20 protein-coding genes, 5 tRNA genes and 1 rRNA gene are annotated in these 19,067 nt (G+C 40.6%); all 26 read right to left on the bottom strand.

All coding sequences use genetic code 11. The annotated features are described in order from the left end of the window. Positions 1-59 precede the first annotated feature (59 nt). On the bottom strand, positions 60-1,376 hold the full coding sequence (locus NXH67_RS05940) for a tyrosine-protein phosphatase (RefSeq protein WP_272796770.1): 1,317 nt from the start codon (positions 1,374-1,376) through the stop codon (positions 60-62). Positions 1,377-1,414: 38 nt separating this feature from the next. Beyond that, positions 1,415-2,419, bottom strand: a complete 1,005-nt coding sequence (locus NXH67_RS05935; protein ID WP_272796769.1) for a serine hydrolase domain-containing protein — start codon at positions 2,417-2,419, stop codon at positions 1,415-1,417. A 125-nt stretch (positions 2,420-2,544) separates the two neighbouring features. Continuing rightward, positions 2,545-3,012, bottom strand: coding sequence for a GNAT family N-acetyltransferase (locus tag NXH67_RS05930; RefSeq protein ID WP_272796768.1), 468 nt, complete (start codon positions 3,010-3,012; stop codon positions 2,545-2,547). Continuing rightward, complete coding sequence (locus NXH67_RS05925) at positions 2,978-3,451, bottom strand: nucleotidyltransferase domain-containing protein (RefSeq protein WP_272796767.1); 474 nt, start codon at positions 3,449-3,451, stop codon at positions 2,978-2,980. The genes NXH67_RS05930 and NXH67_RS05925 overlap by 35 nt, the downstream gene beginning before the upstream one ends. Before the next feature lie 49 nt (positions 3,452-3,500). After that, positions 3,501-4,526 carry a phosphotransferase gene (locus tag NXH67_RS05920; RefSeq protein WP_272796766.1) on the bottom strand — a complete coding sequence of 342 codons (1,026 nt, stop codon included), beginning with the start codon at positions 4,524-4,526 and terminating at the stop codon, positions 3,501-3,503. Between the two features lie 326 nt (positions 4,527-4,852). Beyond that, complete coding sequence (locus NXH67_RS05910) at positions 4,853-5,404, bottom strand: hypothetical protein (protein WP_272796765.1); 552 nt, start codon at positions 5,402-5,404, stop codon at positions 4,853-4,855. Between the two features lie 27 nt (positions 5,405-5,431). Then, positions 5,432-6,775, bottom strand: coding sequence for a permease prefix domain 1-containing protein (locus tag NXH67_RS05905; protein ID WP_272796764.1), 1,344 nt, complete (start codon positions 6,773-6,775; stop codon positions 5,432-5,434). A 4-nt stretch (positions 6,776-6,779) separates the two neighbouring features. Further along, complete coding sequence (locus NXH67_RS05900; RefSeq protein WP_272796763.1) at positions 6,780-7,109, bottom strand: PadR family transcriptional regulator; 330 nt, start codon at positions 7,107-7,109, stop codon at positions 6,780-6,782. A 188-nt stretch (positions 7,110-7,297) separates the two neighbouring features. Continuing rightward, on the bottom strand, positions 7,298-9,385 hold the full coding sequence (locus NXH67_RS05895; protein ID WP_272796762.1) for a M56 family metallopeptidase: 2,088 nt from the start codon (positions 9,383-9,385) through the stop codon (positions 7,298-7,300). Between the two features lie 27 nt (positions 9,386-9,412). Continuing rightward, entirely contained in the window at positions 9,413-9,763 is a 351-nt protein-coding gene (locus NXH67_RS05890) for a BlaI/MecI/CopY family transcriptional regulator (protein ID WP_022780001.1), read from the bottom strand. A gap of 271 nt (positions 9,764-10,034) precedes the next feature. Further along, on the bottom strand, positions 10,035-10,784 hold the full coding sequence (locus NXH67_RS05885; RefSeq protein ID WP_272796761.1) for a hypothetical protein: 750 nt from the start codon (positions 10,782-10,784) through the stop codon (positions 10,035-10,037). Next, positions 10,777-11,139 (bottom strand): hypothetical protein, encoded by a 363-nt coding sequence (locus NXH67_RS05880; protein WP_272796760.1) that lies wholly within the window; start codon positions 11,137-11,139, stop codon positions 10,777-10,779. The genes NXH67_RS05885 and NXH67_RS05880 overlap by 8 nt, the downstream gene beginning before the upstream one ends. Before the next feature lie 43 nt (positions 11,140-11,182). After that, positions 11,183-11,689, bottom strand: coding sequence for a DNA-deoxyinosine glycosylase (locus tag NXH67_RS05875; RefSeq protein WP_272796759.1), 507 nt, complete (start codon positions 11,687-11,689; stop codon positions 11,183-11,185). A gap of 292 nt (positions 11,690-11,981) precedes the next feature. Continuing rightward, positions 11,982-13,112 carry an ABC transporter permease subunit gene (locus NXH67_RS05870; RefSeq protein ID WP_330676623.1) on the bottom strand — a complete coding sequence of 377 codons (1,131 nt, stop codon included), beginning with the start codon at positions 13,110-13,112 and terminating at the stop codon, positions 11,982-11,984. After that, on the bottom strand, positions 13,112-13,801 hold the full coding sequence (locus NXH67_RS05865; RefSeq protein WP_272796757.1) for an ABC transporter ATP-binding protein: 690 nt from the start codon (positions 13,799-13,801) through the stop codon (positions 13,112-13,114). The genes NXH67_RS05870 and NXH67_RS05865 overlap by 1 nt, the downstream gene beginning before the upstream one ends. Next, positions 13,798-14,511 (bottom strand): hypothetical protein, encoded by a 714-nt coding sequence (locus tag NXH67_RS05860; protein ID WP_272796756.1) that lies wholly within the window; start codon positions 14,509-14,511, stop codon positions 13,798-13,800. The genes NXH67_RS05865 and NXH67_RS05860 overlap by 4 nt, the downstream gene beginning before the upstream one ends. After that, positions 14,501-14,974: an RNA polymerase sigma factor gene (locus NXH67_RS05855; RefSeq protein WP_272796755.1), complete on the bottom strand. Its 474-nt coding sequence runs from the start codon at positions 14,972-14,974 to the stop codon at positions 14,501-14,503. Before NXH67_RS05855 ends, NXH67_RS05860 begins: the two co-directional genes overlap by 11 nt. Positions 14,975-15,206: 232 nt before the next feature. Beyond that, complete coding sequence (locus NXH67_RS05850) at positions 15,207-15,836, bottom strand: HAD family hydrolase (protein WP_272796754.1); 630 nt, start codon at positions 15,834-15,836, stop codon at positions 15,207-15,209. Then, the gene (locus tag NXH67_RS05845) at positions 15,833-16,363 is read right to left on the bottom strand and encodes a cysteine hydrolase family protein (protein WP_022779994.1); all 531 of its coding nucleotides are present in this window, start codon (positions 16,361-16,363) and stop codon (positions 15,833-15,835) included. Before NXH67_RS05845 ends, NXH67_RS05850 begins: the two co-directional genes overlap by 4 nt. Positions 16,364-16,644: 281 nt before the next feature. Beyond that, positions 16,645-17,982, bottom strand: a complete 1,338-nt coding sequence (locus tag NXH67_RS05840) for an ATP-binding protein (RefSeq protein WP_022779992.1) — start codon at positions 17,980-17,982, stop codon at positions 16,645-16,647. A gap of 334 nt (positions 17,983-18,316) precedes the next feature. Beyond that, a tRNA-Leu gene (locus tag NXH67_RS05835) sits at positions 18,317-18,402 on the bottom strand. Between the two features lie 59 nt (positions 18,403-18,461). Then, a tRNA-Val gene (locus NXH67_RS05830) sits at positions 18,462-18,534 on the bottom strand. 42 nt (positions 18,535-18,576) lie between these two features. Continuing rightward, a tRNA-Ile gene (locus NXH67_RS05825) sits at positions 18,577-18,650 on the bottom strand. Between the two features lie 6 nt (positions 18,651-18,656). Next, a tRNA-Glu gene (locus tag NXH67_RS05820) sits at positions 18,657-18,728 on the bottom strand. A 76-nt stretch (positions 18,729-18,804) separates the two neighbouring features. Further along, a tRNA-Asn gene (locus NXH67_RS05815) sits at positions 18,805-18,877 on the bottom strand. Between the two features lie 74 nt (positions 18,878-18,951). Continuing rightward, positions 18,952-19,067 (bottom strand): 23S ribosomal RNA (locus NXH67_RS05810); the annotation flags it as partial.

The following is a 19,067-nucleotide window of genomic DNA, read 5'->3' as shown; positions in this document are numbered from 1 at the left end:
ATCTGTATTTTTAAGAACAACTCATATTCTCCCAACTATACAAAATCGGAGCTGAAATGTCATAAACACATTTTCTCTGTGATTCGCTGCTGAATATCCGTTGTGATTCCTATAGCTGTGAAGTAGTTCTGAACAGTTCCATGAGCATCTTCAAGTATTTCCATAAACCTTGTCATATTATTTTCATTGGGAATAACGATGTTCATATCAAGATCAGGAAAGTTCTTGTGTATCAGCTCAAAGCGTTCACTGTCATTCTCCTTGGTCCTCATATAATCGTAGACAATGTCGCTCTTCCTGACGCCGCAGAGCCACAATAAAAGCGCGGATACTACTCCGGATCTGTCTTTTCCCGCAGAACAGTTGAACATAACTCCGGACTCCGCCCGGGCAATTGTCCTGAATACTTCTGCCAGTTTAGGCGCATGCGCTATTTTGAAATAGCTGCCCGGAACGGCCTCCACACTTTCAGGAACTCCGCTGCCCTCATCTATGGTAATGTCGTGATAATGGAAGCCTTCCAGATTCGCAAGGCCATGGGGCTTTCTCTCTTTTTCCTCCGCAGATCTCATATCGATAATAGTTGTAATATGGGAATTCTGTAAAAAAGCGATATCCTTCTCGGAAGGGTAATTAGCCACATCGCTTCTTATGACTCTGCCATACTGTGTATAGTTCTCAGTCCCATCAATCCTGTATCCGCCCAGATCTCTGGTGTTCAGGGTTGTCTCCAGTAATGAATAGGGTTTGTTTCCCCAGGCATTGTCGTAGCTCTCTATCATGCCTTCCCCTGTTTCCAGTGCTTTCAGCTCCTTAAGGCACAGCTCCACCGCTTCTGCAATGAACTCATCAGCCATCTCCTTAGTGAAAAAGAAAATGTCCCCCTCCGGCAAAGGAACAAAATAATCAGCCATTGACTTCATGAGCCAGGGCACATCAAAAGCACTGAGGCTCGCCAGCTGCTCTTTATCAAAATCAGCAGGAGCTTCAATGTCGTTCTTTAATTCATATTTGTAAATCACATAAGAATTGATTATTGAATAATCCTTGTGAAGCTTCTCAACATTTCCGGGAATCGTGGGATTCCAGTTATATTTATCATAGACAAAATGCCTGTAGCAGATATCCTGTACAAGATGCAGATAGTAGCCAAGGTAGAGGTCATCGCTCTTCATAAGCTCCCCGTATTCAGCTCTGAAGCGCTCAAAGTCATATACTCTTTTGTTTAATCCCCAAACAGCCTTTTTTAAATGACTGTCCTTTCCCCTTCCCGCGTCCGGAAGGATTGCCCCGAACTTAAGCCTGTTCTCATCCTTGAATTTATATCTCTTAGTCAGTTCTTTTGTAACCGCCAGATGTATTATACTTGATGCCATAAATTCCCCGTCCTCCAACTAACTTTTTTATACTATCCTCAATTTAAGGCGTTTCTGATGTCCCTGGCTATCTTCCAGACATTATCGCCGTAATTACTTACATACACTGAGATCATGTTTTTGTTTGGATTGTACTCCGAGATAAAGCTAACTCCGGGATCGCAGCCCTGAAAGTATGGAATATCCTCTCCGCCATTGCCATCAATGATCCATACTCCGTATCCGTAGTATCCTTCTTCCGGATCATCACCTTCTCCGCTATGTTTTTTTAACATAGAAGCTGTCATTTCTGTAGACAGAAGCTTACCTTCAAGCAGACCTTTCCAAAAGTTCGCTATATCCTTTACCGTGATAAATGCTCCTCCGGCACCTGTTCCTTTTGCATCCACACAGAAAATGTTCGTCCTAAGATCCTCCGCACTGTTACACCACACATAGTTAACCGCGCATTTTGCAGGTAGCCTGTCCAGTTCATAATACCCTGTGCCCGACATATTACAAGGCTCAAAAACATTTTCTCTTAGATACTCGTCAAAAGGCTGCCTTGTTAACCGCTCAATGATCATTGCAAGAACCACATAGCCGGTATTGTTGTATTGGAACTTAGTTCCCTTAGGATACATCATTGGCTTATCGATGAACAGAGGTAGCAGATCATCATTTTGTCTGATCTTGTAATTCGGATAATCTACCCAGAGCTCCTCGTACTCCTCCATGACCGTCTCATCAAAATAGTCCGGAATCCCAGATGTATGTTGCAATAGCTGCTCCACCGTTATCCCCGGATCAATATCTTTCCAGTCAATCCGAATCAGCTCACCTATTGTGTCCTCGAACCTTAGCGTACCTTTTTCAATCAGCTGCAAAATACCTACAGCCACGAATACTTTTCCCGCTGAAGCGCTGGCAAACTTAGTATCAATGGTATTGGGCAATTCATTGGCATAATCTCTGCAACCGCCGGCATATTCCAATACCACTTCATCATTCCTGAGTACATATGCAACACCCCTGAAGCTTGGAGCTATCAGTTCTTCATACATCTATTCTGCCTCCTATTCGTCTCTGATCACACGCCACTACTCTGTAAGCCGCTCTATATTCCAGGCTGCATTAGCGGGGCTCGTTGAGGGAAGACACAGGGCCTTTCTGTTTATTATTAACTACCTCAATCTTTCTCATAGAAAACAATATCCATACAGTCGCTTATCTTATCAATCTTGCCGGTCTGATGGTAGCCAAGTTTCTCATATAGATGAAGGTTGCCCTTCTCTTGTAGTATCGTGTCCAGGCACCAATTATCCGGTCCGTATATCTTCTCTGCCTCAAGGATTGCCTGCTGGGCATATCCTTTATTCCTATGCTCCGACATTATCCATATTGGCGAGATGCGTTTTCTGCTACCGTCTTTTTTATCTACTATGCGGATGGCACCAACCTTTTCATCATCTGCCATGATGAAAAAGTAAGTAGTCCAGGGCTGCTCAAACCTTGCCATCACTTTATCCATGCCTTCCGCAGCCGGACTCAAATCGTAATCATGATATTTCTCCAACAGCCCTGAGAATCCCTCTATCTGCATCTTCCATAGTATTTCAACATCATCTCGTTCTACAGTTTTCAACGTTATACTCATGTGCCGATCCCCCCAATCGTAGCTTTCCTCTTTTACCAATAATTGTAAAATGCGCTGCCAGATCCTTGTCTGTTCCCTTCATCTTCCGAACATAATCCTGCGGATCATCCTTGTACCACCCAAGATGCATTTCGGAAAAATGCAGCTCAAAGGGAGTTGGATAAACAAAGGGCTTGCAAACATCTTTCGTTACAATGCTCATCTCAATGCCCTTTGCCGGGCCAGCCTCATTGACTTCTATAACCATATTCATGAACTTGCGCTTCACATCATCCTGCAAAGGTTCGTTCACTACCACAATAAGATCCAGATCACTCTTTTCCGGATTGAAACATCCCATCACAGCTGAGCCATGCAAATAAATGCCGGTAAGATTATCCTTCAGGATTTCCTGGGATTCCTTAACGAATTTATTTATTACGTTTTCTGTTTCTATCATATTCTGCCTCAAATTTTCAGTCTGTCTATTCAATTCCTGTACCGTTAATTCAAACTAGTTGCAATAATTCCCTAGATATGGCATCAGCGTTCCTATATATTTCTCTGCAAATATCCGTGCGCCAGAAAGCAAACTCCAGCAAAGCATCCCTGTTTTCTGTTTTGGTAATCAGATATTCCTCATAACCATAGGCACTGCGGGATAGCTGAAAAAGATAAACATAGGGCATAGCTTCCAGATCTCTTTTGGATAGCGGCGCATACTTCATATATTCCTTCACATACTGCGCAAAATCCCCGATATCCAAAGCTTCTCCATTACGACAAGCTCCTGCCTGGATATACGACCGCATTATCTCCCATACAGCAGGGAGCTTCGCCGCTGATGCAAAGTCTATTACCGCCTTCACATGATCTTCGTCGCATATTAACTGACAAGACGTATAATCCCCATGGCTCGGAGTATATGTAATGCCCTTAAAGTAGCCTTTCATATCCTCAATGTGGCAAAAAAGCTCTTTCTTGAATAAAAAATCCTCTTTAATCCTGCTGTAATTTGGATCACTACTCTCTTTTTCCAAAGCCTCAAGTAGCCTATCATATTTCGCATTCACTGCACCCACCGAAATACTCTCAGCCCACTTTTCATCAAGGCTCGATTCCATTGGATAATCCTTAAGTACGGAATGTAATATCCCCAGGTACTTGGCACTGTCCTTCAAAAGATTATGTGGCAGATCGTTCAGATATGACTTCCCTTCCAGATATTCCTGAACGCTGATCACATGGCTTTCGTACAAAATACAGCTCTTCCCGCTTATGGTCTTGATAAATCTTGCCACAGGAAAGTCCTTTGAATACAAGTAATCCACAAGCTCTGTCTCTCTTTCTACAGCCTGCAGAGTAAACTCTTTCTGATATTCTTTGAAAAAATATGTTCCTTCCTCGCACCTTACCTTATAGCAATTCGCTGTACCAAATTGAAGATGCCTGCTCTCTTCCAGATGGAATCCATATTCCTGCAGCAGGAGCGCCTGCATCTTCTCCCCGTCAAAAACACTTTTTTCTATTGCCATTAAAAATACTCCCCTGATACCTTCTCTGATTTGACAGCTCTTATTGTATCAATTACGCTCCATTCTTGCACTAGTCGTTCCAGATTCTATGCGGCATTTGCCGGACTTGTTGAGGGAAGACACACTGCTTTTGTGTTTATTGTTTTCTCAATATACTTCTTATATATTTCTCAGCTGTTTTCCCGTTTACAAAAATAGCTTCCCGTGACTTAACCGACGGGAAGCTTCCCAAAATCAATACTCTTGATTCACTATCAAAAACCGGCTCAATAGGATGATCTTTCATTTCCATAAAAGCAAATATTTTACCTTTCTGTTTTCTTCAATCATGTATCTTTGGTAAAAATATACAATATGTCTTCATCCGCATCGTATAAAGCTACTGTACAGTTTATTGAAGCTCTGTTCCACAGTTCGCTCTCATCATAAGGATCCGTAGCTTTAGTGTGACGATCATAAAAGAAATAATACCCATTAGATATTTCCGGAATAGCCTCAGCACATTCATCCCCGATGGAATTATTGATCAAATTGGAAACCTCATCAGAAAGAGGAAGGCTTTTCCAATATTCAGATTCTTCCATTTCCGGTTCCATCGAGCTATCAGTATATTGGTAACTGTACAGGCTGCTTCCGTCTCCATGAAAGCCACCGTGAGTATCCTTAGAAGATATCTTGTCTCCCCAGATTACATTTATTCCACCCTTTTCATATAACCAACTAAGAGCCTTGTCTTCCTTGCTCTTTGATGCCAGAAATATTGATGTTGGTCCATCAGCACCACCAATTATATCTAAATTATCATCCTTCTTTGCACCACATCCAATAGCTGCTATGGCTATAACCAACATCAGTGCCGTAATTACAATTCTTTTCATAAATCCTCCAACAAAACACATCTGTTCTCAGTTTTTCATTATTTCAATATTACCAAACTTTAACCTTCCACGAATACCAATATCCACATGCTGCGGATAAGCATTTTTATATTTATATATGCTCATTGTTATCCCAAGAAACCCATATGCAATAATCAGGTTGCTTCCACCGGCTGAAATAAAAGGAAAGAACGAGGTAAAATACGGAGTCACGCCAAAGCCGGCGCAGATATTTTCGATGGCATTTACTGTAAGAGCCATCATACATCCGCTTCCCATAACAACCCCCAATTGATTCTTTGCTCTGGATGAGATGACAAAGCCTGATACTATAACTGCAGCCACGATAGTGATTACGGCTAATGCCATTACATTTCCCCAAGTTGCTGTTATGTAAGTCAGCACATAATAACTGTCAGGATTGGGCAGCACCCCAATAATTTCTGTAGGCGATTTTCCAAACTGACTGGCAGATCCTGCAATCCCGCGCACCGTTCTTATAGTGTAATATGCCTCTGAACTGGTATGCAGCATAGCTCTGATTCTGTCCATCTGATATTGTGACATTAATCCAAACCTATACATGAATGCCACACCAGCCACAGGAATCACTGCAAAGAAGGACCACATAGCTGCCACAACAGGAATCCTGGGTACTTTTATCCAACCTTTAAAAATAGCAATCGACAGCTGGGTAAGCATGCTGATTGTCATTACAACTGCCGGCATTTTCTGAAACTTCAAAAAAACAATTCCACAGGGAATCGCAATCCACAGAATGGATTTTATCAATGCCCCCGGACCCCCACCTCTATATTTGTAGATGATTCCTGCATAGGCCGGAACCATCAGGAGCATCAGTGATGAAGACAGAATTTCTTCATGTGCGAATACTACCAGCGTGTCATTTATCGCCAGCATGAATTGCACAAGCAATATAACTATCAGAAGTTTGGAATACTTTGCAATATTGGTATAGTCGATGAAGTAGAAGAGTATCATTGCCATAACACCAAAGACAGTAAAAAGAATGTAATTACTGCTTCCGGCAACAAAGATTTCTTTTCCGCTTGCAACAGCATCCTTAGTCATAAGAACATGTATTATAGTTCCAAGAATTCCAACAACAATTGCTGCCACCACAATACTCCATGCCATCTGTGGTTTATGAACCCTGTCCATGGATATTCCAACTTCTATCGGATCTCCCATATCTTCCACTGCTTTTTGTTCAGCAGTAGCAGGATCCATCCCGTCATCAATATTGGCTTCTATCTGATCTTCTATGTGAGAACGAATTTCTTCCTGTATAGCTTTATGAGCTTTTTTGAATCTTACCTGTTCTAAAAGTTTTCTGATGTACTCCTCCATACCGTCACCCCTCCATTGCCAGAACACTGAAAACCGCCCCGGAATACTCCTTCCATTCGTCCGTCTTACTCTTTAATAGCTTTTTTCCCTCTTTTGTAATGCTGTAATACTTTCGTGTTTTGCCCAAAAACTCCTGCTCATAAACAGTAAGCATCCCCTTTTCTTCAAGGCCATGAAGAAGTGGATAAAGTGTGCCGGCTTTAAGCTCAAATACATTCTGGGACTTTTTTCTGAGAGTATCGATCATCTCATATCCGTACATATCCTTCTCAGACAACAACTTCAAAACCAGCATTGTCATGCTTCCTGTCAAAAGAGACTTATCAACAGCCATGATTACCTCCTTATATTGCTCATATATATATCGTATATCTACATACTATATCGATGTCCGATATATGTCAATATTACATCACCTATAAAAAATGGTAAGAGCACTTTTTTGCCCTTACCATTCTGTTATTATTTGTTACCTATCAAGTACAAACTCTGTCTTCTCCTGATTCCAAGTGCCATCCGTATTTAGAGACATATGCATAAGAACGTATATCCTCCATCTCCACCGTTGTATCCAAGATCCTCTACTACAATCTTCTCAGGAGTTCCATCCCCGTCAAGATCTGCTTCCTCCGTGTATCCGTCCTGCATTGATCTGTGTTCGTGGGAATCGTCAAAGTATTCGGATATACTACTATAATTGAGATCTATCCATTCTCCTTCACTTCCCTCAGCATTTGGAAGATCCCCGAAGCTACCATCTCCTTCCTGATATTCGTAGCCATTTTCTCCGTCATGTACGCTACCGGAAATAATAATTTCCTCGCGCTGAAGATATTTCACCGGAACATAAATCCCACTTGGTCCCCAGGGCTGCAGAACTCCAACGCTGATGTCATAGTCAATATCATAAAAATCTATAGCAACAAAGGCGCCGTACCCTACAGCTTCTGCCGGTAACAGAGTCACCTTCGCTTCATCTTCGGACAGGTTAAGAAGATATCTTACAGCCGTAACAGGATCAAAAAGTTTCTTATAGTTACCTGTCGCATTATTCTTAGCATTTCTGTTTAATGCCGAGCCAAGTCCATTCTGCGAATAGTCCAGTGCATCAGATAGCATGCTGCTGGCATCCAATGCCATCCCGTACTCTTCTGAAGATTCAACATCCTCATAGCTTTCGAATTTCTCAGAAACTACCTTGTAATCACCATTATCATCTTTTTCTACTCTGATAGTTTCCTTCCACAAATATACATGTGGCTCAGAGTCCGTAGCGCAGTAATAAATCTCAGCCTCTGTTTCATCCGCACCGTTATATGTAAAAGCGCAGCTGTGCTTGGAATCAGGATTCATACCCGGCCATGGACTGGACCAGCCAAATACTGCGCTGTCGCCATCAATTTCCAGCAGTCCTTCCCTAACCAGGTTATCCCGAACATCATCAGTTACTGCCCCAAGCATCCCGTCTGCATTTCTGTCCTTGAAGTTCTCGCACCATTGTTGGATAAACCTTTCCCTGGTCATTACGATATTTGCTTCCGCATCGCTGGTTTCATCTGATATATCTTCCCCCTTGGACAAGCTGGTAAAAAAGCTTGATGAAAGTACCAAACATATGGCAACAAGCGCAGTGACAAGAAGCAGCGTAGGTTTTCTATAATTAAAAATCTGCTTTATTCTCGTTCCAACGCCAACCTCTCCAAAAGCCAGAGGATATGCAAGAACAAAGCGTTTGTGCGTACTGCACAGAAGAAGTGAGTTGGCATAGGATTTCTTTTCATCAAGGGACATATGGCTGATTACCTTCTCGTCACAGGCAAGCTCTATGTCTTTGCAGAAAAGAGCATATGACACCCATAAAAGCGGATTGAACCAATATACCGCCAACAAAAGAAAGCCGAACTGTTTTCTGAGATGATCAAGCCTCTTAATATGTGTCTTTTCATGGGCAAGAACGTTCCTAACAGTTTCATCATCAAGTCCTGACGGCAGATATATCACAGGTTTAAAAACCCCCAGGATAAATGGAGTATCTATCTCATCGCAGACATATACATTACTCTCATTTTCAAGTCTAAGGGATTCTCTCGTCCTCTTACGAATCGAAATATAACTGAACACAACATAGGCCAGGATAACCAGCATTCCAAAAAGCCAGAGCATCTGAAGTCTTACAAAGAGATCTCTTCGCCAAAGTAATGAATCCGTATTAGAATCAGGAATAGGTTCTGTGACTATGATCTGCTCTGTTGGAAGATAATCAGTCACTTCACCATCAGTAGCTGCAGGATTCTTCTCATTTGGTGTGTATTCATGGGTCGTAGCCTCAGCTGTAAAAGCCTCGTCATCATCCGTGATGACATATATCATGCTGTCAGAGTCATTTGCTCCGACAAAGAAAGATTCTATTCCATCCCCAAACCTTGGCATAAAGCCGATTGATGCTTCTATCTGAAAAGGGAAAAGAAGTCTTAGCGCCACAATAGCCCACAGAACTCCCATAAACCATTTTGGTGCCTTCTTAAGCAGAAATCTTATCAGAATTACAGCCATCATTAGAAAAGAAGCTGCTATGCTGATCTCGATGATTTTAATAAACAATGTCCCCATACATATTTCCTCCGCAAGTCTACTTTATCAGTCTTTCGCATTGTCAATTATTTTCTTTATTTCCGATATCTCTTTTGATGACAGCTTCTGTCTCGAAGTAAATGCAGCAAGAAACGCCGGCAATGATCCGCCAAAGGTCTCTTCAACAAACTGCTCGCTCTTCCTCGTATAAAACTCTTCCTTCGAAATCAATGAAGTTACTACTCCATCATCATTCTTAAAAAGCCCTTTGTCACAAAGCTTTTTAAGAACCGTATAGGTTGTTGATTTCTTCCATCCCAGTTTTTCAGCACATAATCTCACAAGTTCACCTGAACCAACAGGCTCATTTTCCCATATAAGCTCAGCAAACTGCATTTGAACTTCCCCAATTTCCATAACCGCTCTCCTTTATCATTTGGTCTATACCCTATCGACCATTTTAGTTTATACCCTATAGACCAAACTGTCAAATTAATATAAAAAAAGAGAAGCATCTTACGCTTCTCTCTTACTGCCGGCCTTGTCTTTCTTTTGTACCAAATTTGTACCACTTTTGCAGAATATAGTACCTTTATAAAAAAGCCCCAAATATGCATAACATAATTATTATTTGTCTTTATTTATCCATTGTATAGAGATAAAGACAAGTAATATTCAATTTCTTCTTTTACAATTCCCCCATAATGATTTTCAAAAGATCCACTACACCAATATCTTGTCCGGATTCATATTTCTCAAGTTCAGCCATATCATCTTTTCCAAAAGAAATCAGTCTATCAACCTCATTACTGCCTGTCTCCTTCTTAAAGGAATCAAAGGCATGTTGAATTGTTTCTGAATCAAGATTTGAATAAAAAACAAAAGGAAAGCCGTACTTATTGTCATTACTAACAAGATATGATTTGCCTATATCAGTAACGCTATCCCTGATTTCCTTTCCAACCTCTTCTTCAAGCTCTCGAAATGCCGTAACTAAAGGTGATAATTTGTCATTATCTGTGCTGCCATCCTCGCGTATGGTCCCACCAATAATCCTGTCAGAAGGGTCCATAACTCCACCTATTCCCTGAATCTTTCCTACAAACTCTGAACCTACGCCATTTAACGAAACAAACAGCTTTTTGTCAGATGAGACTAATATGCAACCGGCATACATACTTCTACATGCATACTCTCCAAGATCCATGATCTCACTGTATTTGTAATGGGCATAATCAGAGGGCTCACAGGTTATCGTGACTGTGCCGTCATCATTTTCCATATTGATTACAGAATATAACGCCCCATTAAACATCCCCGGATACTTTGCTGTAAGTTCATTCCAGTAGACTTGTACTCCTTCTTCAATATCCTTAGGAAGCTCTCTTGCTGCAGCTTCTTTTATTTTTAGCTCTTTTATTGGAATGATTTTAGTCATATTTATCTTCGCCTTCTATGTATTTTTTGATTTCTTCGGCAGTCCTTATCACATTTTCAATATCCGCATCAGAAGCATTATCTTTGGCAAAAGCATTGATATCACGCAGATACTGCAAACCATATCCGAATTTTTCCAGCATCCACTCATGATTAGGAAAAATCCATATATGAAAGTGCTTGGAGCGTTCTTCCTGCACCAAAGTAACAGTTTCAGCAATTTTCAGTTCCTTTAGAGCTCTTTCTGCAATTGCTATTGTATTTCCTATCTCAGTTTTCTCATCTGCGGTTAATTCCGCAAAAGACTGAATATGTCTTTTCTGTTCATAGCCTCCCCTTTGCATATTTGTTTTCATCTAAAAGGATAAAGTATTCCCTTAGGGCAAGGTCAATACTTTTTTATTCGTTTATGCACTTCCATTCGCTCAGAAGCTTTTCCATATTCCATGCGGCATTGGCAGGGCTAGTCGAAGGAAGGCATATTGCAGGTCTTTTGATCACAGGCTCTGTATACTTTTCATAATACTTAAGTGCCGTTTTACCATTGACATATATTGCCTTGATATCCGCTATGTTTAAGATAAGGCTTAAGTCGTTCGGCACTACATTAGTGATGCTGGAGTCCGACGAACCGACAATATCGCAAGACTGTATCACATCCCATAATGCAATCTTGTTCCTTATCAAAAGAGCTTTCTTCTCCTCAATCGTCCCTGGCTCTTCCTCTTCGAATACTCCGGAAACCACCTTCCAAAATCTATTCTGCTTATGCCCATAGAAAAATCCTTCTTCTCTTGATTTAACAGAGGGAAAACTTCCCAGAATAAGTATTTTTGAACTCTTATCATATATTGGTTCAATTGGATGTATAACCAAACTTAAGTCTCCCCTTCCCCCATCTAACATATATGCACACTATTCTATAGTACAAGATGGCAACAAAAAAGAGAACCGCAAACTAATGCGATTCTCTAATGCTTACTGCCGGCGACCGGGATCGAACTTTTGTGACATCTCAGAACCCGCATGGAAAGGAGCCTTGCGGACTCACCTTCTTTTTCGGTCCAATTTCTGACCCACTTTCGTATGATAAAGGATACTCATATTTACTGAATAAAAACGATTATTGTATGTAAGTTTGAAGACATAACAATTGTCCAAAACAGCATCTCTCATTCCTTCCGGTATTAGTCTGTTTCTATCTCCCTGTAACCTGAAATCTGTCGTAAGCAACTTTTCCAATAACTATCAAAATAATCGCTATAAAAACATATATGATAGGAGCAGCCACATATGTTGTAACATAATGCCCTCCAAGGCCTACCAACCTGTACTTCATCAGTGCCCATATACTTATCTGATTTGATGGGAGCATATCTTTTATCTGCGCCAATACTCGGTATCTTGGAGGAATAAGTTCCAACTGACCGAAGATAAACAATCCCACCATGATACCCATTACTGCAAGGCTGTTCTTTACTACCTCGGATATTGCCATTGCAAATGCAGCAAAAAGAATAGCTGCGCTGATCATAACAATCATCTGCACGATAATTAATTGCCCCATTGTGAATGAATAGGCTGACAAAGGAATCTCCATCTGAACAATAGCATTAAGCCCATTAATCCCGTATAGAACAGCAATCAGACCAGCCAAAAGAGCCGCCGATATAATTGAGCACCCTATTACAACAGATAAGCCAGCTGCTATTTTTAAAAGATATGTCTCCTTCCGCCCATTTCTGCAACTGATCACTATCTGATCTGTACGCTGACGGTGCTCTATCGTAAAAACTGTAGAAAGACATAACGCCGAAATAAGCATTATACACATAAGTGTCAGTGACATTCCCTGAGCAAAATTTATGGTTCCCTGACAATAACGATATGTAAATGGTGTATCTATTTTTGCATTCTCATTTTGCCACCATACTATCTCTTCATCAGCCAGCCTTTCCTCTTTCATAAGGTCCAAAATGGCTGCTTCCCGCTCCCTGTAAAGCTCATCTGCTGAATACTCCTGTAGGCGTGCATTATCAGATATGATACCATTTTCAATCTCTGCCACCTTTTCGTATTGAAAGTTATCAGCTGTCCATACTGTTCCGTTATCTATAAGCTTTGGATACATCTCCTGAAGCAGAACATCGTCAATAACTGCTCCCTCCAATACCTTCTGGCCCTCTTCCATCTCTTTTGACATATATAATTTCGGAATCAAAGCTTCAATCAGTATAAAGAACACCGTCACTATAAGCATTGCGACAGTAAGACGGTTCTTCATGATTTTCTTTATCTCAAATCTATAAATTTCCCCATAGTTTTTCATCACTCAAATTCCTCCATGTAGAACTGTTCAAGATCACCCTGTTCCTTATCCCAAGTTCCTTCGTAGATGATCTGCCCGTCGCGCATCATGAGAAGACTCTTTGCTATGCTGTCAATATCAGAAACTATATGAGTTGAGAAAAGAACTATCGTATTTTTCCCAATCTCGGCAATGAGGTTTCTGAATCGCACTCGTTCTTTCGGATCCAGTCCTGCTGTTGGCTCATCAAGTATAAGAATCTTAGGATCATTTACAATAGCCTGTGCAATTCCAACCCTCTGCTTCATGCCGCCGGAAAAGGTTTTGATTTTTTTATTTGCAACATCGGATACCCCCACTACTTCCAAAAGCTCATCAGTCTTTCTTTTGGCGTGTCTCTTTTCAAGCCCCTTTAGTGCCGCTATATACTGGATAAATTCTTTGGCAGTAAACTCAGGGTAATAACCAAAATCCTGTGGGAGATATCCAAGAAGCGACCTGTATTCTTCTGTCTGAACCGCAATTCCATCCGCTGTAATCTCTCCGCTTGTTGGCACAAGGATTCCGGTCATCATTCTCATCAGAGTTGTCTTTCCCGCACCGTTAGCACCAAGAAGTCCTGTGACACCTTCTGATAAGGTAAAAGAAACACGGTCCACCGCAATTTTGTTTTTATACTGTTTACTTAACCTGTCTACTGATAATCTCATGCCAGCTCCTCCACACACTCAATTGTTCTCCACTGTTCAAATACTGTTATCACCGCCAGTACAAGTACTATTAATACTCCCCAGCTCTTTACCATTTCCATATAGCCGTTTACCAAAGACATGTCATAATCTCTGATCCATACCATTAAGGCCGTGATGAGCATTGCTATTGCCAGTGTTCCATATTCAAGCCTTCTTCCCCATATGCTACGCTCAATCTGTAAGCTAATGGTCATTGTCACGAGATACGGAATCAGCATATGCATTGCTGTCACAAGCATTTCACCACCAAACGTCATCACCAGAATCGGGGATGTAATGGCAATCATGAACAAAAAAGCTAATCCAAGAATCAGCATTCTCGCAAAGATTACGCTTCTTAGTGAAAACCGTGTGACCATCTCCAGCTCAGACATTCCATATTTCCTGGATCTGTTGTTTTCGAGTACTGAAACAGCCGCCAGAAATGGCATTATTACAGGAATCAGTTCTCCTGTTTCTTCACGGTGCATACAGGAACCCAATATAGCAAGTGCTATAATCACTACAGTCATAATCCACACTGACATCCGTATGTATCTTACCTGCTGAAACAGCATTTCTATCATGCTGACTTCTCTTGGTCTTAGGTTTTTCAAAAATACCTGCTTATTCTTTGGCTCTGGAGCATCAAACGCCATGTTTAACGCATCTTTCAATTCATTTTTCATAATCGCCCGCCTCCAAACTATCTCGAAGCTTATCCTCAGCACTTTTCAACCGCCTGTATAAGGCAAATCTTGAAATTCCCAACGTCTTACTGATAGTGCCAACTGATTCATTATTGACATGTCGAAGCAATAATATTTCCTGATCCTCTACAGGGAGTTTTGCTACTGCATCTCTTATTGCCATTCGTTCCTCCAGTGAGTCTCCCTGCACAGATGCTATATGTTCATAATCTTCTGAAAGAGAATCCGGCTTCACCCGCCTGAACTCATCTATGCACAGGTTCCTGGCAATGGTGTAGAGATACTTCATCTCGTAATCGTGTATATTGCCTTTCTGACTGATAAATCGAAGGAAAGTTTCCTGGGTGATATCTTCAGCTACTGTCTGGTCCTTTATCCTGAAATAGACATACCGGTATATTTTGTCGTAAGCATTTTCTAAGTCCATGGATACCTTTTTCAACCTCCCTTCATAATGATTAACGGATAAGCCATGTAAAATGTGCGGAGAATAACAAAAAATATAGATTATTTTTCCACATGAAATAGACCCTCAGAATAGCATTATTTCTGAAGGTCCACCTTATACTTTCTGATACCACCTAAAACCATTCAATAAATCGCAAGTGAAGCTATAGTTGTCAACAAGCTTATTTACCAAACAATAATCCTTCATTGCAAAATCCATTAAGATTTCATGACAATCCAAACAGCTCTATTACCTCGTTCAGATCATCCACCTCAAAATCTGCCTGTTCCTCTTTGCCAAGAGCATCCCAGTATTTCCACATCCCTTGCTTCACACGAACAGTCTTCATACCTATTTTCTTAGCAGGTATTATGTCATTATCAACCCTATCTCCAATCATGACTGCATTCTCAGGTTTACAATTAGCCCTTGATAAGGCAAGCTCAAATATTCTCCTATCAGGCTTCTCTAATCCTTCTTCTGCAGAAGCAATGACAATATCTATAAACTTTAAAACACCATGTTTTTCTAATCTGGCTGCTGTTCCCGGAAGCTGATTAGCAATGACTCCAATTTTATATTTCTTACTCAATCGCTCAAGGCACTCATATGACTCCGGAAACAATTCCTCATCTTCACTTCTCCAGCGAGGTCTTTCTATTTCGTACTCCTGAATCAGTACTCGTTCTCCCTTTTTCTTTTCCTTATAAAGCTGAAGAACCTTATTCTGTATCTCATCAAAAGGTTCATTAACAGCATCAGCAATTTCGTGTAATCTATGTAAAAATGGCTTTTCCTCACTTACCAAAGTTGAACCGACATCAAAAAAGAGCCATTCTATGTTATCCAGCTTCATCGCAAATCCTCTATCATCTTAATTGCATCATCAACAGAAATGCAGCTTGCAAATCTTTCCGGCCACATCATATCGTTGTAATACTTGTAGGTAGTTTCTCTATCCATGTAATCATTGTCGAAAGTAGAATTGGTACCTTTCGGAATTATTACCTTGTATCCTCTTTCAAAAGCCGATTTCACAGAGGCATCAACGCAAAAGTTCGTCTGCAATCCGACTATCATCAAATCTTTTTCTTTGGATTCTCTGAGATAATTTGCAAGATCATTATTACCAAAGCAGCTGTTTATCGTCTTTATGAAAATCTTCTCATTTTCCTTTGGAGCCACCTGATCAGCTATCTCAAAATCCTTGTCACCAAAAGAGAAGCCAGTTCCAGGGCCATCATCATGCTGAACATAAATAACCTCAACATTATTCTTCCTTGCAGCATCAATGATATTTGTCACATTCCTTATGAATCCGTCAAAATCATATAGTCTTTCATCGGTGATTCCTTTTTGTACATCTATAACAATAAGCTTCATCGAACACCCTCCAACAAAAACATATTTTTACTATAACAGAAAAAGAGCCATTTAACAGAAATTCATACTGCTAAATGGCTTTTTAGACTAGATGACTGTCGAATGCTGCCGTCTATATGCATCATTATCCTTTAAAGTCAGCTCCATGTTTACCTGGTCAAGCTGCATCTGCAATTGCTGACGCTTTATTTCATCAGCTGTTAATAGTTCCTGCTCCAACTTAGCTTTCTTTCACATTAAAAGCATTAAGCCTCTTTTTATACAGTGTATAAGTCTGATAATTATTTAACTATTTTCTTCAGATATTCCTTCATCTTGAATGCACAGAAATATGGGAACGTATATATATCATTTGCATGTCCCACATTAAAATCTCCTAGTTTTATTCCATATGTAATATCACTGTAATTCTCATTCTTAATGAGTGTAGACAAAGACTTTGACTGGTCACTATTGGACTTAACCTCAACAGGTATAAGATCATTCTGAGTTCTTACAAAAAAATCTTCTTCCAACGTAGAATTTTCCTTTTTGTAATAAAAAAGTCCCAATCCCTGCTTAATAAAGGCCTCTGCCACAAAATTTTCATATAAAGCACCTTTATACACTCCAAGGTTTTTATTAACTCTAAGATCTTCCTGAGCTTCCTCATCCAGCGCGGATACCAATAATCCGGTATCCGGATAGTATAGCTTATATTTACTCTCCTCAATATTTCCCTTTAATGGCAGTTCAGGATACTGCAAGCAATTACACTCTGTTATAACGCCTGCATCAATAAGCCATTCTATACATCCTGTATATTCTCTTGATCTCGCATTTTTCCCAAGCTTATTAAATTGGAACTTCTTGTTTTCTTTGGCCAACTGAGCAGGAATACTTCTATAAACACTTATTATCTTTGTCTGATCAAGACCTTCCGCGTACTTTCTTACGTCCTCTTCATAATCAAGCCTGATCTGCTCCTGTACATCAAGTGTTCCTGAGAATGTTCCAGACTCAATATATAACTTTACGACCTCCGGCATTCCTCCAAGCACACTGTAATCCAGGAATAAACTCTTAAAGACAGTAAGCTCATTGTCATTAAATGGCTTAATCTCAAGCATATGCGATAATATGGAATCAATCTGTTCCTGGCTATAACCTTTTGCCCAAAGAAACTCTTCAAAATCCATAGAATACATCTCATAGTCCGTTTTTGAGCCAACACTGTTACTATGAATCTTTTTATAATTTATTCCCAACATGGAGCCACTACAGATAACATCATATTTACCGTCTATCCTAAATGACTTGAGCGTTGTTGCAACATCAGGGTTTTCCTGTATCTCATCAAAAATAATAATGGTTTTGCCAGGCACAAACTTTAAAGATGGATCAGCTAATGATAAATTCTTTATTACGCTTTCCACATCATATCCATCTGCAAGGATTTGCATAAATTTTTTCTCTAAAGCAAAGTTTATATATACAACATTTTCATAATTTCCCTCAGCAAAATGCATGATTGATTCGGTTTTTCCAATCTGTCTTGCGCCTTTTACTATCAGAGGTTTATGCTCAGGATCTGCTTTCCAATTATTTAGATAGTCATCTATCTTTCTTCTGTAATACATTTTGTCAACCTCCAAAATAATGCTATCACAAAAAAATAGGCACTTCAATCATACTTCACACATTTTATGAGCCACTTATTACAATCTATAACACATTTCATTATTATTGTTATGACGCCAGCATCAATCTGTCCCACTTTTGATTTAATAGAACAAAGAGTCGCCCGCGACTCTTTCGCGCCCGAGCGGTATTGCGAAGCAATAAACATCATCTCCACGAGGTGCGCATCCTTAGCGGAGCGTTTTTTATGATATAGGAATTTCGGAGAAATTTCCTCTCATAAAAAAGCTGCAAACTCAGATAAACTCTAAGTTTACAGCCATACATAATTACTGCCGGCGACCGGGATCGAACCGGTACGGGTATCGCTACCCACGGGATTTTAAGTCCCGGGCGTCTGCCAGTTCCGCCACGCCGGCATTTACCATATTAATTTGTGGTAAAAAATATGCGATATGCATCATGCATATCGCACAAGTGGGGCCTACAGGGCTCGAACCTGTGACCCTCTGCTTGTAAGGCAGATGCTCTCCCAGCTGAGCTAAGACCCCAAATTTATACTGGGTTTGATTTTTGTAAAAACAAAAATCGAGTGGAGATTCAGGGACTTGAACCCGGGACCGACCGGTTATGAGCCGGTTGCTCTAACCAACTGAGCTAAATCTCCTGAAAGTGACTCCGACGAGAATCGAACTCGTGTTACCGCCGTGAAAGGGCGATGTCTTGACCGCTTGACCACGGAGCCGCATCAGACCGTTTCAACTTCTAGTAACAGTCTATCTCTAGTATAGTACTCATAAAGTCATATGTCTATACTATAGCTCCCCCTGTCGGACTCGAACCAACGACACTTCGGTTAACAGCCGAATGCTCTACCGACTGAGCTAAGGAGGAATGTTTGTACCTTCAAAACCGAACACTGAACTATCTTAAATCCATTTTTCCTTTGTTCCTATACCAACTATTCGTTGGATAAGCCCTCGACCTATTAGTACACATCAGCTGAACACGTTACCGTGCTTACACCTTGTGCCTATCTAACCTCATACTCTCTAAGGGGTCTTACTGCTTGCGCATGGGATAT

It is taken from the genome of Butyrivibrio sp. DSM 10294 (assembly GCF_028539135.1).
Classification (GTDB): domain Bacteria; phylum Bacillota; class Clostridia; order Lachnospirales; family Lachnospiraceae; genus Butyrivibrio.
The sequence above is the reverse complement of the archived record's forward strand: the minus strand, read 5'-3'. Positions and strand labels throughout refer to the sequence as shown.